The organism is Halogeometricum sp. S3BR5-2 (assembly GCF_031624635.1).
GTDB lineage: Archaea > Halobacteriota > Halobacteria > Halobacteriales > Haloferacaceae > Halogeometricum > Halogeometricum luteum.
This window is the reverse complement of the sequence record NZ_JAMQOQ010000005.1, coordinates 223,000-237,396: the sequence shown is the minus strand read 5'-3', so window position 1 is coordinate 237,396 and position 14,397 is coordinate 223,000. Positions and strand designations below refer to the sequence as shown.

Genomic DNA, 14,397 nt, shown 5'->3' with positions numbered 1-14,397 from the left:
GAGATACCTACTATGAGTGAACGCAACACCGACGACGCGCGCACCGACGCGAACGAACGACCCGCGGACCGAACGGGACCGGACGGCGACGAGCAGTTCCGCTCGTGGACCGAATCCAGCGGGACGGGCACGGTCAACATCAAAGATATGTCGAAGGTCTACGACGCCGACGGCGGCGACCTGACCGCGGTCGACGGGATGGACCTCCACATCGAGGCCGAGGAGTTCGTGACCGTCCTCGGCCCCTCCGGATGCGGGAAGAGCACCGTGATGGAGTGCGTCGCGGGCTACCTCGACCCGACCGAGGGCGAGGTGCTGGTCAACGGCGAACCGGTGGACGGACCCGACCCCTCACGCGGGGTGGTCTTCCAGGAGAACCGGCTGTTCCCGTGGAAGACCATCAACGAGAACGTCCGGTTCGGGCCCCAGATGCGGGACGCGGTCGACGAGAACCGCGTCGAGACGCTGTTCGACCAGATGGGGTTGGAGGGGTTCGAGAACTCCTACCCACACGAACTCTCGGGCGGGATGCAACAGCGCGCCGAACTCGCGCGACTGCTCGCGAACGACCCCGACATCATGCTGATGGACGAACCGTTCAGCGGACTCGACGCGATGACTAAGGAGCTGATGCAGGAGAAACTGCTCGACGTCTGGGAGGACGACGACAGGACCGTCCTGTTCATCACCCACGACGTCGAGGAGGCCATCCTGCTCGCCGACCGGGTGGTCGTGATGACGGCCCGACCGGGGCGGGTGAAAGACGTCATCGACGTCGACCTCGACCGACCGCGCGACACCGACGTCGTCACCACCGACCGGTTCAAGGAACTCCAGCGGCGGGCGAACGAGAGCATCCACGAGGAGGCCGAACGCGCGATGGAGCAGGCGGAGGGACGGGCCTGATGCGCTACGCCAAGCGCGCCGAGCAGTCGGCGTCGCTCCTCGCGGTGCTCGCGGTCTGGGCGGCCGCCACGATGGTGTTCGCCACCGACCCGAGCCTCCCGACCCCGCCGCAGGTAGTCGCGGCGCTGATCGACTCGGCGACGGGGTCGTACTTCTGGGGCGAGGTCGCCCTGAGCACGTTTCGGGTGTACTTCTCCTATCTCGTCGCCGCCGCGGTCGGCGTTCCGCTGGGACTGCTGATCGGACGGAGCGAGGTCGCCGAGGACCTTCTCTTCCCGGCGCTGGAGGTCCTCCGGCCGATTCCGCCCATCGCCTGGTTCCCGGCGCTGACGATCATCCTGTTCACCCCGCAGAACATCGTCCGCTTCATCATCTTCCTCGCCGCCTTCTTCCCCATCCTGCTCAACACCATCGAGGGCGTGCAGGCCGTCGAGGAGGAGTACTCGCAGGCGGCTAGTTCGCTCGGCGCGTCCAGGTCACAGACCCTGCGTCACGTCGTGCTTCCCGGCGCGCTTCCCTCCGTCTACACGGGTCTCGTCAACGCGATGGGGCTGGCGTGGGTCAGCCTCGTCGCGGCCGAGGTGCTGTCGAGCAGCGGTCTCGGCTATTTCATCTGGAACGCGTTCACCGCCGGTGCGTACCCGAACGTCGTCGTCGGGATGGTCGCGGTCGCCGTTCTCGGCTACGCGTCGTCGGCGCTCGTCCGCCGACTCGGCGCCCGAGGCCTGCCGTGGCTCCAGTCGGCGTCCTGACTCGCCCGTCCGACTCCGCCGGTCGCGGTCGCCGTCGCCGTCGCCGTTACGGCCGCGGCGGGTCGCCCGCGTAGGCGTCGTGGTCGCCGTAGAAGTTCAGCATCGCGAACTTCAATTTCTGCGCGGAGACGTCGACGAGTTCCGCCCGCTCCTCGGCCGGGAACGACGAGCGGACGCCGTACTTGCCCATCTCCGAACTCATTCGCGTGTAGCGCTTGTCGGCGAGGACGCGCACGCCGAAGTCCTCGGGCGAGCGGATGACCCGCCCCAGCGCCTGTCTGGTCTTGCGGATGGTCGGAATCTCGACGGCGTAGCGCCACCCCGCCTCCTTCCGACCGCTGTACGCGCGGTCGTAGGCGTCCTGAATCGCCTCCATCCGCTCGGAGAGGTGCGGGTACGGCACGCCGACGACCACGACGGTCCGCGCGTCGTCGCCGTCGAAGCTCACCCCCTCCGCGAGCGTTCCCCACAGCGAGGTGAGCATCACCGCCCCCTGACTCTCCACGAACTCCGAGCGAATCTCCTCGGTGTCGGTCCCCGCCTCGTCCAAGAAGAGGCGGTCGGTCACCTCCATCCGCGACTGCAGGCGCTCGTGGTAGCGCTCCGCCTCGGCGTACGAGGGGAAGAACACGAGCGTGTTCCCCGGCGTGAACCGCGCGGCGTCGGCCACCACCTGCGTCAGTTTCTCCTGCGTCGCGGGTTCCTCGCGCTCGGAACTGAACAGCGCCGGCGTCTCGACGGCCAGCGTCCGTCGGTTCTCCTCGGGATACTCCAGCCCGTAGGCCATCGTCACCGGGTCCGAGAGGCCCAGAACGTCTTCGGTCACGTCGAACGGGCGGAGCGTCGCGGACATGAGGACGCTCGCGTGCACCTCCTCGAACAGCGCCTCGGTCACCTCCCGGGGGATGCAGGTGTACAGTTCCGCGCGGCCGTACACCTCCTCGGTGCCGCCGTCCCGTCGAACCGAACACATCGGGTGCTGGCCCAACTTCGCGCCGTCGGCCATCCACGCGCCGACGAACTGGGCGGCCTGCAGGGTCTGACACTCCTTGCGCGTCGTCGTCTCGCCGTCCTTGTACGCCTCCTCGTACTCGCCGTCGAGGCGCTTGCCCAACTGGAGGGCCAACTCCACCTCCGCGTCGATGCCGCGGCCCTCGTACTGCTGGAGGAACGTCAGCGTCAGGTCGTCGCGCCTGTCGCGGTTGGCGATGGGCAGGTCGTACCAGTTCTCCCCGACCTGTTCGCGTTCCCCGAAGCCGAACGCCTCGTCGTACGTCTCCCGGAGGGCGTCGAGGAACGCCGAGAGGACGTTCTCGGCGGCCTCGGCGCGGGAGTCGTCGGTGTCATCCAGTTCGTCCAGCGCCTGCTGTAAGGTGTTCTCCGTCAGCGTCCGACTCGCGTGGTCGCGGGCGGCCGACTCGATGTTGTGCGCCTCGTCGAAGACGGTGATGACGTCGTCGGGGTCGCGGTCCAGCCACCGGAAGAACTGCTCGCGGATGTTCGGATCCAACAGGTGGTGGTAGTTGCACACCACCAGGTCCACTCCCTCCATCCCCTCTTTCAGCAGTTCGTAGCCGCACAGCGTCCGTTCCTCGGCGTACTCGTAGACGTCGTCGGGCGTCCGCACGTCGTCGAACAGCCACGAGAAGAACTCCTCGGTGTCCTCGGTGAGGTTGTTGTAGTAGTACTCGCAGACGTTGCCCTCGCGGAGTTCCTCCAACTCCTCGTCGATGTCCTCGAGTTCGTCGGTGACGGCCGTCCGCGCCTCCGCGGCGCCCTCCTCACCCGCGCGCATCCGGTCGACGAGGGCGTCGGCCTGTTCGGAGAGTTCCGCTTTGTCCTCCTCTCTCTCCACGAGGCTCCGCGTGGTGTCGCGGAGCGTCTGACACTCCTGATAGTCGACGCCGATGTGACACATCGACGACTTCCCCTTGAACACCACGGCGCGAATCGGCTCCGTCCGGGTGATGGCCCGGGCGTCCTCGACGAACTGGCGCATCTGCTGGTGGACGTTCGTCGTGATGACCACCGTCTTGTCCTCGCGGCGGGCGTACTCCAGGGCGGGGACTAACGCCGAGAGCGTCTTGCCCGTCCCCGGCGCGCCCTCGATGAGCACGTCCCGGCCGCCGTCGAGGGCCTCCGAGATGCCGTCCATCGCCGCCTCCTGGTTCGGGTACGGGCGGTCGTACGGGAAGAACCGCATGTGTCCGCTCGTCTCAGCCACACGCGTTCTTGCGCGCCATCGGTTATAACGTCCCGGTTGGGCCGACATCGCCCCCCGTCGTCGCGGTTCGAAAGTACTGGAGCGACGAACATCGATTGTAGCTACCAAAATCGGTTTTATCAGGGGGTCCTATGCTGTGTCCGCAATATGTCCGTTCTCAGCAGCGCGGCGGCCGCGCCGTTACAGACGACGCCGAACCCGGACCCGATTCCCGATTCGGTGAACGAACTCCTGACGCAGTACGGCGGACTCGTCGGCAAAGTCGTCGCGTTCGTCGTCGCGTTCTTCGTGGTCTGGATACTCGCACGCCTCGTCCTCGTCCCCATCGCCAAGCGCCTGATGGAGGGAGCGGGCTACGACGAAACGGTGCTGACTCTCGCGGATAACGTCCTCGGCGCTCTCGCCGTCGTTCTCGCCGTCGCCATCGCGTTCACCGTCGCCGGGTTCGGCAACGTCATCGCGGCGTTCGCGACGCTCGCCGGCGCTCTCGCCCTCGCACTCGGATTCGCCGCGCAGGACCTCCTCTCGAACTTCGTCGCCGGCGTGTTCATCCTGAAGGACAAGCCGTTCGAGGTGGGCGACTGGATCGAGTGGAACGACATGTCCGGGCGCGTCGAGGACATCGACCTGCGCGTCAGTCGCGTGAAGACGTTCGATAACGAGCGCATCACGGTTCCGAACTCCGAACTCGCGGACAACGCGGTGAAGAACCCCGTCGCCTACGACAAACTCCGCCAGAAGTTCGTCTTCGGCATCGGCTACGACGACGACATCGACCACGCTCGCTCGGTCATCGTCGAGGAGGCGGAGACGAACCCCGACATCCTCGACGACCCCGCGCCCGACGTGCGCGTGACCGAACTCGCGGACTCCTACGTCGGCCTCCAGTCGCGCTTCTGGATAGCCAACCCCGGCCGCTCGGACTTCGTGCGCATCCGCTCGGACTTCGTGCAGGCGGTCAAAGAGCGCCTCGACGCCGAGACCATCGACATGCCGTACCCGTACCGCCAACTCACGGGAGCGGTGGAGACGACGGTCACCGACTCGGGAACGCAGCAGTCGACGGCGACCGACGACTGACGACCGACGCCCCGGTCGGTCGATTTCCGGGCGACCATCACGTCTTCGGGACCGTCTCCCCGACGAGACGGTCCGGTGCGGATTCGCGCGACCGGTCGATGCTGTGCGGTCGGCCCTCCCGACCGAGAGAGGATTTTGCCCTCCGCGCGCCTCGTAGAAGACGTTATGTCCACGAGAGCGACGTCCGAGACGGTCGACCGAACCGACGGGATGGAGACCAGCGAGATGACCGAGCGCATCGCGGGCGTCGAAAGCTGGCAGGCCGGCGTCGTCGCGGGCCTCCTCGGGTCCATCGCGTTCGGGGCGCTGCTGGCCGTCGTCGCCCCCGGCGCGCTGACCGCGGCGATTCCGGCGATGTACGGCCTCTCGGGCGGCGTGGCGGGGATGGTCGTCCACCTCTCGCACGGCGCCGTCCTCGGGGTCGCGTTCGCGGCCATCCTCCGCGCGCGACCCGACTTGGGGAACACGGTCGGCCGCGCGACGGCCGCCGGCGCCGCCTACGGCGTCGTCCTCTGGGTGCTCCTCGCGGTGCTCGTGATGCCCGTCTGGCTCTCGGCCGTCGGGTTCGCGGGCGCTCCCCCCTTCCCCAACGTCGACGCGATGAGCCTCCTCGGCCACGTCGTCTACGGCGCCGTCCTCGGCGCGGCGTACCCGATGCTGCGCCGGTGAGCGAACGAACGCTTCCTTTTAACCGCTAACTCCCCTTCACTGACCCGCGGAGAAGTCACGAGCGAAGAGAGTCGACCTCGGCGGGCAAACAGCCTCTTCCGTCTCACGATGCTACTCGTAGTTATGTTCGGAGCCTATACTGTCGGAAAGAAGGCGGCGAAGTTCGGCTACAAGCGACTCGGCATCCCCGGCGCGGTGGCGTCCGGCGCCCTCGGCCTCGCGGGCTACGTCGCCGTGCGACGGGCGCTGAAGTCCGCCGTGAAGTCCGACGACGTCTCCTCGGCCATCGACGCCGAGACGATACGGGACGCCGTCGAGCAGGACGGACTGAGCGCGGTGAGCGACCGGGAGACGCTGGACGAGGCGATAGACGAAGAGCGGTTGGACGACTCCGTCGACTTCGAGGAGGTTCGGTCCTCGACGGCCGAGGAGTCCGAAGCGATGACCGACGACGACGGCGGCGTCGACATCGACGTCGACAACGTGAAAGAGGTGGACGAGGCGGACGACGTCGAACCCGTCGAGACGGACGAGGTTGACATCGAGGACGCGGAGGAGACGGGAACCGGCGGCACGAACGACTCGGTCGGCGACGACGAGGACGACGGCGAGAAATAGACCGCAGACGCTCCCGCGGCACCGCGGGTCGAAGCGGTTCGACTCGTTCTCCTCACTCGGCCTCTTCGAGCAACTCCACCAGCAGTCCCTTCTGAGCGTGCAGGCGGTTCTCCGCTTGGTCCCACACTAGCGCGCGGTCGGATTCGAGCACGTCGGCGCTTATCTCCTCGCCGCGGTGGGCGGGCAGGCAGTGCATCACCTTCGCGTCCGTTCCCGAGAGCAGGTCCTCGTTCACCTGATACCCCTCGAAGGCGGCCAGTTTCTCGTGGCGTTCGCCCTCCTGTCCCATCGATATCCAGACGTCCGTGTACACCACGTCCGCGTCGGCGACGGCCTCCTCGGGCGTCTCCGCGACGGTCGGTTCCCCGCCGTACTCGGCGGCGTGCGCTATCACGTCGTCGTCGATGCCGTAGTTCTCGGGCGTGGCGACGGTGACGTCCAGTCCCGCCATCGCCGCGCCGACGACGAACGACTGGGCGACGTTGTTGCCGTCGCCCACCCACGCGGCGTTCACGCCGTCGAAGCCGCCGAACTCCTCTCTGATGGTCAGGAGGTCCGCGAGCGTCTGGCAGGGGTGGGCGTCGTCGGTCAGACCGTTGACGACGGGCACGTCGGCGTACGCCGCTATCTCCTCTAAGTCCGAGTGGTCGAACAGTCGCGTCATCACCACGTCCACGTAGCGCGAGAGCACCCGCGAGGTGTCCGACAGCGGTTCGCCGCGGCCGAGGTGGATGTCGTCGGGGCCGAGGAAGATGGCGTGCCCACCGAGTTGCGTCATCCCCGTCTCGAAGGAGATGCGCGTGCGCGTCGAGGGCTTCTCGAACACCATCCCGAGCGTCTGGTCTTCGAGGCGGGCGTCGTCCGCGCCCGACTCGATGGCCGCCGCGCGGTCGAGTACGCCTGTCAGTTCGTCCGTAGCGAGGTCGTCGATGTCGAGAAAGTGCGTGGTTTCGAGCATCTCTGTCACTCCGTCAGCGTCTCGCAGACGTTCGTCAGCACCTCGATGGCGGCGTCGTACTCCGCGAGGTCGAGGTGTTCGTTCGGCGCGTGGTCGAGGTCGGAGTTGCCGGGGCCGTACGTGGCCATCGGGCAGTCCCACGCGCCCGCGTAGATGTTCATGTCGCTGGTGCCGGTCTTCCGCAGGAGGCGGGGGTCGCCGTCGGCCTTCCGGATGGCGACGCGGAACGCCCGCGCCACCTCCGTCCGCGGGTTCATCATCACGGGGGGGATGGGCCGGTTCCAGTGGACGCTCCCCTCGGTGAGTTCGCCCTCGGCGACCTCTCGCACGTCGTCGATACCGAACCGGGGCGGGACGCGGAACTGCACGTCCACCTCCGCCTCGACGGCCAGTCCGTCCTCCGTGGGGCCGCCGTGGAACGTCACGGGTTTCGTCGTCACGGTGTCGAAGACGCCCTCCTCCTCGTCGGCGTCGAAGAAGTCCGCGACGCGGGACCACCAGTCGACGGCCGACTGGATGGCGTTGTTCTCCGGGCGCGAGGAGTGGCCGAGTTCGCTCGTCCCGACGTACGTCCCCGAGAGGATGCCGCGGTAGCCGAGGGTGATTCCGTCCCACCCCGAGGGCTCGCCGTTGATGACGGCGTCGGGCGCCTCCCTGTCCTCGACGAGGTGCCACGCCCCCTTCGAGGTGGTCTCCTCTTCGACGACGCCGACGAAGGAGACGCCCGTCTCGACGGCGGCGACGGCCATCGACGCGAGGGGGCCGGTGGCGTCGACGCTGCCGCGCCCCCAGAGCACGTCGTCCTCTATCTTCACCGGCACGTCACCGGGGACGGTGTCGATGTGCGAGGTGAGAAGCACCGAGTCGTCGGCGGGCGCGCGGACGTTCCCCACCTCGTCTATCCACACCTCGCGGCCGTGCGCCTCGAAGAACGCCTTCAGACGCTCGGCGGCGGCCGACTCGTCGCCGGAGACGGCCGGGGTGGCGACGAGGTCCGCGAGCAACGCTTGCGCCTCTGTCAGTCCGTCCGTGAGGTTCTCTTGTACCTGAAACTGCATCGTCTCGGTCTCGGCTCCGGTCGTCTCCGCGTCGTCGTCGGCCGCCTCCGACGACGCGCCGTTCGTCTCCCCGTCGCGGGCCGTCCCGTCGTATCGACTCGCCTCGACGGCCTCCTCGTGCCTCCGGCGCTCCTCTTCGAGTTTCGCGCTCATCGCAGCACCTCCGCGAACGCGTCGACGAACTCGTCGGCGTGGTCCTCCGTGACGACGAGGGGGGGCAGCAGGCGCACCACCGACCGCCCGGCGGGCAGCGCCAATACCCCCTCACTGATGGCGAGGTTCTTCAGGATGCGGTTCGCGCCGCGCTTCACCTGAATCCCGAGCATGAGGCCCTGTCCGCGCACCTCGCGCACGGGCAGGTCGTGCTCCTCCGTCGCCGTCTCGATTTCGGATTTGAGGTACTCGCCGACGGCGGCGGCGTGGCCCGGAACGTCCTCGTCGACGATGGTCTCCAGGGTGGCGTTGGCCGCCGCGCAGACGACGGGGCCGCCACTGAACGTCGACCCGTGGTTGCCGGGGTCTTCAGCTATCCAGTCGGCGACGAGCGTCGCGCCCATGGGGAGTCCGTTGGCGATGCCCTTCGCGGAGGTGAGGATGTCGGGTTCGACGCCGGCGGCCTCGCAGGCCCACAGCGTCCCCGTCCGACCGAGACCGGTCTGAATCTCGTCGAAGACCAGCGCCGCGCCGGCCTCCTCGGTGGCCTCGCGCGCCGTCTCCAGATACTCCGTCGCGGCGGGGTGGATGCCGCCCTCGCCCTGCACGGGTTCGAGGAAGACGGCCGCCGTCTCCTCGTCCACCGCTTCCGCGAGTTCCTCGCCGTCCCCGTAGGAGACGAACTCCACGTCGCCGGCGAGCGGTTCGAACGGTTCCTTGTACTTGTCCTTCCACGTCATCGCCAACGCGCCCATCGTCCGGCCGTGGAAGCCGCGCTTGGTGGCGATTATCTTCGAGCGACCGGTCGCCGAGCGCGCGAACTTCATCGCCGCCTCGTTGGCCTCCGTCCCGGAGTTACAGAGCCAGACGTTCGAGATGTCGCCGGGCGCGAGGGTCCCCAGTTTCTCGTACAGTTCCGTCCGGACGTCGACGGGGTAGGACGCCTGCACGTACGTCAGTTTCTCCGCCTGCTCCTGCACCGCTTCGGTGACCGCGGGGTGGTTGTGCCCGAGGGAGGCGACGGCGTAGGAGGCGCCGAAGTCGAGGTATTCGGTGCCGTCCTGGCCGTAGAGGTACGCGCCCTCGCCGGACTCGATTTCGATGGGTTTCTCCGAGAAGACGAAGCCGCTCATGCGTTCACCTCCTCGGCGACGGCGGCGGCGTCGACGTGCGTGCCGCCCCCGTGAAGCGCCTCCACGACGGGGTCGTTCACGTTCGCGTCCGCGACGATGACCTTGGACGCGCCGCCGGTCAGCGCCTCCTTCGCCGCCATGACCTTCTTCGTCATGAAGCCCTGAGCCGCGGATTCGAGCGCCTCGAACTCCGCGGGCGTCCGGACCGACTCGATGAGCGTCGATTCGTCGTCGGGGTCCTCGTAGACGCCCGTCACGTCCGTGAGGACGACGAGTTCCGCGCCGAGGGCGCCCGCGACGGCCGCCGCCGCGCGGTCCGCGTCGGCGTTGACCGCGACGCCGTCGTCCGCCAGCATCGGGACGGTGACGACGGGCACGTAGCCCTCGCCGAGCAGCGTCTCCAACAGTGAGGCGTTCACGCCGGTTATCTTTCCGGAGTGATCGCCGCGTTTGATCTTCTTCTTGCCGTCCTCGACGACCCGCACGGCGGACTTGCGCGGTCCCGTCAGGAGGCCGCCGTCGACGCCGGAGAGGCCGAGAGCGTTCACGCCCGCGCCCTGCAGCGTCGTCACGAGGTCGGTGTTGAGTTTGCCGGGCATCACCATCGAGAACACCTCCATGGTGCGCTCGTCGGTGAAGCGGCCGACGACGCCCGAGGGCGTCTCAACGTAGGTGGGTTCCTCGCCGAGTTCTTCGAGCGTGTCGTCCACCGCCGTCGACCCGCCGTGGACGACGACCACGTCGCGGCCGTTGGCGACGAGGTGCGCGACGTCCTGCACGGCGCCGGCCGGGTCCACCGCCCGCGCGCCGCCGACTTTGACGACCACCGGCGGTTCGTCCGCCGGAACGGTGCCGCCGTCGGCGCGGAGCGTCTCGTTGTCGGCCAGTTCGTCGTGCATCGCGCACAGTTCGTCGCGTGTGTAGTGGGTCATCGGTTGGGTCGAAGCGGTCGTGTGGATTCGGTGTGTGGGTGTCGCGTAGTCAGTCGCGGTCCGGTTCGGTTCGGTCCGTGGTTCGGCGGCGGGTCTCAGGGCGACCCGACCGGGTGGAGGCCGGCGAACTCCAGACCGGCCGTCTCCTCGACGCCGAGGGCGACGTTCGCGGCGTGGACCGCCTGCCCGGCGGAGCCTTTCATCATGTTGTCGATGGCCGAGAAGACGACCACCCGGCGGTTCGAGGGGTCGAGTTCGAAGCCGACTTCGGCCATGTTGGTCCCGGCCACCGACTTCGGTTCGGGGTAACGGTAGACGCCGCCGCCGCCCGCGACGGTGCGGACGAACGGTTCGTCGGCGTAGCTTCCTCGGTACGCCTTCCAGAGGTCGCCCTTCGAGACGGGCGAGTTCGGGAAGACGTGACAGGTGGCGCTGGCGCCGCGGACCATGTCCACGGCGTGGACGGTGAAGGAGACGGAGAGGCCGAGGAACTGCTCTATCTCGGCCTCGTGGCGGTGGCCGATGGGCGCGTAGGGGCGGACGATGCCCGAGCGCTCGGGGTGACTGGAGGCGTCGCCGCCGCCGGCGCCGCCCTCCGAGGAGCCGACTTTCACGTCGACGACCACCTGCTCGTCGCCCTCCAAGATACCGGCGTCGAACATCGGTTTGAGACCGAGAATCGTCGCCGTCGCGTTACAGCCCCCGGAGGCGATGAGGCTCGCTCCGGAGAGGTTCTCGCGGTTTATCTCGGGGAGGGCGTACTCCGCTTTTTCGAGGTATTCGGGACGGACGTGCCCGTCGTACCACTCGTCGTACTGCGCTTCGGTATCGAGCCTGAAATCGGCCGAGAGGTCGACCACCGTGTCCGCGGCCGCCTCGAACTCGTCTATCCGCTCCATCGAGACGCCGTGGGGCGTCGCGGCGAACAGCACGTCCACCGATTCGAGGTCCTCGGGCGAGGTGAACCGCAGGTCCATCTCGCGCAGGTTCGGGTGGACGTGGCCGACGGTCTTGCGCTCCTTCGAGCGACTCGTCGCCTGCACCACGTCGAACTCGGGGTGCTGGTAGAGGAGGCGGAGCAGTTCCCCGCCGGTGAAGCCGCTGCCGCCGACGACGCTCGCGGTGTATTCGGACTCCGCTCCGCTCATGCGGTCGCCTCTGCGAACTCCGTCTCGCTCTCGACCTTCGCTTCCAACCAGTCGACGACGAGGGCGGGCACGTCCACGTCGACGGCGTCGTTCAGCGCCTTGAACTCGACGGTGTGGTTGACCTCGTGAACGGTGTAGTCGTCACCGGTCTCCATCAGGTCCACACCCAAGAGACCGCCGCCGACGGCGTCGGAGGCCTTCTCCACCAGTTCCAGTGCGCGGTCGTCGAGTTCGAACTCGGCCACCTCGCCGCCCTTCGCGGCGTTCGTGAGCCAGTGGTCCGAGGAGCGCGTCATCGCCGCGACGGGGTCGCCGTCGACGGCGAGCACGCGGATGTCGCGGCCGGGTTTCTCGACGAACTCCTGCACGTAGAACACTTTGTGCTCGTAGTTGCCGAGCGTGGATTTGTGTTCGAGGATGGCTTCTGCGGCCGACTCGGAGTCTATCTTCGCCATCAGCCGGCCCCACGACCCGACGACGGGCTTCAGCACGCAGGGGTAGCCGAACCGCTCGATGGTCTCCATCGCGCTGTCGGTGGTGAACGACACCTCCGTGTTCGGCGTGGGGACGCCCGCCTGCTGCAGGGCGAGGCTGTTTTTCACCTTGTCGGCGCAGACGTCCGCCGTCTCCGCCGAGTTCACGACGGGGACGTCGTAGCTCTCGAGGAACTGCGTGACGTACAGGCTGCGACTCGTCGCCAGACAGCGGTCGAGGGCGACGTCCACCTCCTCCAGTATCGCCGGCGGTTCCGCGATGCTGAACTGCTCTTTCCGGACGTCTATCTTCGTCACCTCGTGCCCGCGTTCGCGAAGCTCCGAGAGGAGGAGCTTCTCGTCCCTGCGTATCCGGGAGTAGAGCAGCCCAACGTTCATCTTACTCGCCCCAGTCCTCTTCGAGTTCGGGCGCCTCCTCCAGTGTCACGGGGTCGACGGAGACGACTTCCAGTTCCGCGCCCGTCGCGGGGCTGTCCACGATTTCGCCGACTTCGACGTCGGCGGGAATCTCTATCTCTTCGCCCGTCACCGGGTCTTCCGCGGTAATGGTGTCTGCCATCGTACTCCTCGCTCGGCTGTGAGGAGACTTAAACCCATCGAACTTATTGGAGAATTGAAACGAACGGAGACGGCTCTATCGGGGGTCAGAAGGTCGAACGGGCCGAGCGTGCGAAATCGATGTCTGATTTCATATGTTAGTTGTCCCCGGGCGGGGACGGTCGTCGCGGCGGTCGCGGGACCGGTCGAAGCGGCTTCGCGTCGGTGCGGCGCGGGGTAGTCTGCGCGTTCGAGTCAGTCACGGGTCATCACCTCTACGTCCGCCGCGAGTCTCTCGGACGCCGAGTCGAGCGCCTCCCGGCGGTCGGCGAGGGCTTCCCGGTGAGAAGCGAGGTCCGCCGACGCCTCGTCGAGTTGGGCCGCGACGGCGGCGGGGGCGGGTCCGCCGGCGGAGTCGCGACTCTTCACGGAGGCGACCGGGTCGAGCGCTTGCTCCACGTCACTGCGACTCACGTAGTCGAAGAGGGACGCATCTAATACGTCCTCCGCGGATGCGTCAAGTGTTGCGAGGTCCGGCGTTTCCGCTCCACCGCGTTCGGCGGCGGCGGCGACGACTTCGTGGGCCGTGCGGAACGGCAGGCCGGCCATCGCGAGGGCGTCCGCGACGCCCGTCGCCGTCGAGAACCCCTCGCCCGCGGCGGCTTCGAGCGTCTCCGCGGGCCACGTCGCGGACGACACCGCGCCCGCGGCGACGGCCGTCGCCTCGGAGACGACGTCGACCGTCTCCCAGGCGTGCGGCGTCGCGCGCTGTAAGTCGCGGTTGTACGCGCGCGGCAGTCCCTTCAGCGTCGTCAGCAGGCCGGAGAGCCCGGACGCCGCGTCGCCCGCGACGGCGCGGACGAGTTCGAGGGTGTCGGGGTTGACCTTCTGCGGCATGATCGAAGAGGTCGAAGAGTAGTCGTCGGACAGTTCCACGAACCCCTTGTTCGAGAATATCACGAGGTCCTCGGCGAGTCCCGACAGCGTCGTCGCGTGCGTCGCCAGCGCCGAGACGGATTCGAGCAGGAAGTCGCGCGCCGAGGAGGCGTCCATCGAGTTGCGCAGGACGCCGTCGAACCCGAGCAGGTCGGCCGTCCGTGCTCTATCTATGTCGAACGGCGTCCCCGCGAACGCGGCGGCGCCGAGGGGCGACCGGTTCGTCCGGTCGTAGGCGTCGAGGAGGCGCGCGGTGTCGCGGGCGAACGCCGCCTCGTAGGAGAGGAGGTAGTGCGCGACGGTCGTCGGCTGTGCGGGCTGGAGGTGCGTGTAGCCCGGCATCACCGTCTCCGTCTCCTCCCCGGCGGCTTCGACCAGCGACTCGCGGAGCGCGACGGTGGCCTCGATTGCCTCGAAGAGGTCCTCGCGCAGGCGGTAGCGGATGCACGTCGCCACCTCGTCGTTGCGGCTGCGGGCGGTGTGCATCTTCCCGCCGTCGGGGCCGACGCGCTCGATGACGGCCGTTTCGATGGCCTCGTGAACGTCCTCGCCCTCGGGGAGGGCGGAGTGACCCGCCGTCTCCACCTCGTCGAGGGCGGCCAGAATCTCCCCGGCCGTCGTCTCGTCGACGATACCCCGCTCGGCGAGCATCACGACGTGTGCGCGGTCCACCGCGAGGTCCGCGGCGAAGATGCGCTCGTCGGCCGCGAGGCTCGACACGAACCCGCGGGCGGGGCCGCCGCTGAAGCGGTCCCGGCGGACGACGCCCTCGCTGCCGTCGTGATTCTCGCTCATCCGT

General features: G+C 68.1%; 14 protein-coding genes. 5 read left to right on the top strand and 9 right to left on the bottom strand.

The features are described from left to right. Positions 1–12 precede the first annotated feature (12 nt). Both NDI79_RS17895 and NDI79_RS17890 read left to right on the top strand, forming a co-directional pair. The gene (locus NDI79_RS17895; protein WP_310930018.1) at positions 13–906 is read left to right on the top strand and encodes an ABC transporter ATP-binding protein; all 894 of its coding nucleotides are present in this window, start codon (positions 13–15) and stop codon (positions 904–906) included. Then, positions 906–1,658: an ABC transporter permease gene (locus tag NDI79_RS17890; RefSeq protein WP_310930017.1), complete on the top strand. Its 753-nt coding sequence runs from the start codon at positions 906–908 to the stop codon at positions 1,656–1,658. Before NDI79_RS17895 ends, NDI79_RS17890 begins: the two co-directional genes overlap by 1 nt. A gap of 46 nt (positions 1,659–1,704) precedes the next feature. Here the strand turns inward: NDI79_RS17890 and NDI79_RS17885 are convergent, their stop codons facing one another. Continuing rightward, positions 1,705–3,861, bottom strand: coding sequence for an ATP-dependent DNA helicase (locus NDI79_RS17885; RefSeq protein WP_310930221.1), 2,157 nt, complete (start codon positions 3,859–3,861; stop codon positions 1,705–1,707). A 168-nt stretch (positions 3,862–4,029) separates the two neighbouring features. Here NDI79_RS17885 and NDI79_RS17880 point away from each other — a divergent pair, with 168 nt between their 5' ends. The 3 genes from NDI79_RS17880 to NDI79_RS17870 all read left to right on the top strand — a co-directional run bounded on the left by NDI79_RS17880 (position 4,030) and on the right by NDI79_RS17870 (position 6,249). Next, entirely contained in the window at positions 4,030–4,962 is a 933-nt protein-coding gene (locus NDI79_RS17880) for a mechanosensitive ion channel family protein (protein WP_310930015.1), read from the top strand. 165 nt (positions 4,963–5,127) lie between these two features. Further along, positions 5,128–5,631 (top strand): histidine kinase, encoded by a 504-nt coding sequence (locus tag NDI79_RS17875; RefSeq protein ID WP_425499628.1) that lies wholly within the window; start codon positions 5,128–5,130, stop codon positions 5,629–5,631. 123 nt (positions 5,632–5,754) lie between these two features. Further along, on the top strand, positions 5,755–6,249 hold the full coding sequence (locus tag NDI79_RS17870; RefSeq protein WP_310930013.1) for a hypothetical protein: 495 nt from the start codon (positions 5,755–5,757) through the stop codon (positions 6,247–6,249). Positions 6,250–6,301: 52 nt separating this feature from the next. Here NDI79_RS17870 and argF read toward each other — a convergent pair whose 3' ends face one another. From argF to argH, 8 genes are all read right to left on the bottom strand, one after another. After that, complete coding sequence (argF, locus tag NDI79_RS17865; protein WP_310930012.1) at positions 6,302–7,207, bottom strand: ornithine carbamoyltransferase; 906 nt, start codon at positions 7,205–7,207, stop codon at positions 6,302–6,304. Positions 7,208–7,212: 5 nt separating this feature from the next. Next, positions 7,213–8,265 (bottom strand): [LysW]-lysine hydrolase, encoded by a 1,053-nt coding sequence (locus NDI79_RS17860; protein WP_310930219.1) that lies wholly within the window; start codon positions 8,263–8,265, stop codon positions 7,213–7,215. A gap of 149 nt (positions 8,266–8,414) precedes the next feature. Further along, positions 8,415–9,551 carry an aspartate aminotransferase family protein gene (locus tag NDI79_RS17855; protein WP_310930011.1) on the bottom strand — a complete coding sequence of 379 codons (1,137 nt, stop codon included), beginning with the start codon at positions 9,549–9,551 and terminating at the stop codon, positions 8,415–8,417. Then, positions 9,548–10,483 (bottom strand): acetylglutamate/acetylaminoadipate kinase, encoded by a 936-nt coding sequence (locus tag NDI79_RS17850; RefSeq protein WP_310930010.1) that lies wholly within the window; start codon positions 10,481–10,483, stop codon positions 9,548–9,550. The genes NDI79_RS17855 and NDI79_RS17850 overlap by 4 nt, the downstream gene beginning before the upstream one ends. 95 nt (positions 10,484–10,578) lie before the next feature. After that, positions 10,579–11,631: an N-acetyl-gamma-glutamyl-phosphate reductase gene (argC, locus tag NDI79_RS17845; protein WP_310930009.1), complete on the bottom strand. Its 1,053-nt coding sequence runs from the start codon at positions 11,629–11,631 to the stop codon at positions 10,579–10,581. Continuing rightward, positions 11,628–12,503, bottom strand: coding sequence for a lysine biosynthesis protein LysX (gene lysX, locus NDI79_RS17840; RefSeq protein WP_310930008.1), 876 nt, complete (start codon positions 12,501–12,503; stop codon positions 11,628–11,630). Before lysX ends, argC begins: the two co-directional genes overlap by 4 nt. 1 nt (position 12,504) lies before the next feature. Further along, on the bottom strand, positions 12,505–12,684 hold the full coding sequence (gene lysW, locus NDI79_RS17835; RefSeq protein ID WP_008386491.1) for a lysine biosynthesis protein LysW: 180 nt from the start codon (positions 12,682–12,684) through the stop codon (positions 12,505–12,507). A gap of 233 nt (positions 12,685–12,917) precedes the next feature. Continuing rightward, the gene (argH, locus tag NDI79_RS17830; RefSeq protein ID WP_310930006.1) at positions 12,918–14,393 is read right to left on the bottom strand and encodes an argininosuccinate lyase; all 1,476 of its coding nucleotides are present in this window, start codon (positions 14,391–14,393) and stop codon (positions 12,918–12,920) included. Positions 14,394–14,397: the final 4 nt, after the last annotated feature.

Coding starts and splice junctions, on each gene's coding strand:
- NDI79_RS17895 (WP_310930018.1), top strand. CDS start 13: ATGAGTGAACGCAACACCGACGACGCGCGCACCGACGCGAACGAACGA.
- NDI79_RS17890 (WP_310930017.1), top strand. CDS start 906: ATGCGCTACGCCAAGCGCGCCGAGCAGTCGGCGTCGCTCCTCGCGGTG.
- NDI79_RS17885 (WP_310930221.1), bottom strand. CDS start 3,861: ATGCGGTTCTTCCCGTACGACCGCCCGTACCCGAACCAGGAGGCGGCG.
- NDI79_RS17880 (WP_310930015.1), top strand. CDS start 4,030: ATGTCCGTTCTCAGCAGCGCGGCGGCCGCGCCGTTACAGACGACGCCG.
- NDI79_RS17875 (WP_425499628.1), top strand. CDS start 5,128: ATGTCCACGAGAGCGACGTCCGAGACGGTCGACCGAACCGACGGGATG.
- NDI79_RS17870 (WP_310930013.1), top strand. CDS start 5,755: ATGTTCGGAGCCTATACTGTCGGAAAGAAGGCGGCGAAGTTCGGCTAC.
- argF (WP_310930012.1), bottom strand. CDS start 7,207: ATGCTCGAAACCACGCACTTTCTCGACATCGACGACCTCGCTACGGAC.
- NDI79_RS17860 (WP_310930219.1), bottom strand. CDS start 8,265: ATGCAGTTTCAGGTACAAGAGAACCTCACGGACGGACTGACAGAGGCG.
- NDI79_RS17855 (WP_310930011.1), bottom strand. CDS start 9,551: ATGAGCGGCTTCGTCTTCTCGGAGAAACCCATCGAAATCGAGTCCGGC.
- NDI79_RS17850 (WP_310930010.1), bottom strand. CDS start 10,483: ATGACCCACTACACACGCGACGAACTGTGCGCGATGCACGACGAACTG.
- argC (WP_310930009.1), bottom strand. CDS start 11,631: ATGAGCGGAGCGGAGTCCGAATACACCGCGAGCGTCGTCGGCGGCAGC.
- lysX (WP_310930008.1), bottom strand. CDS start 12,503: ATGAACGTTGGGCTGCTCTACTCCCGGATACGCAGGGACGAGAAGCTC.
- lysW (WP_008386491.1), bottom strand. CDS start 12,684: ATGGCAGACACCATTACCGCGGAAGACCCGGTGACGGGCGAAGAGATA.
- argH (WP_310930006.1), bottom strand. CDS start 14,393: ATGAGCGAGAATCACGACGGCAGCGAGGGCGTCGTCCGCCGGGACCGC.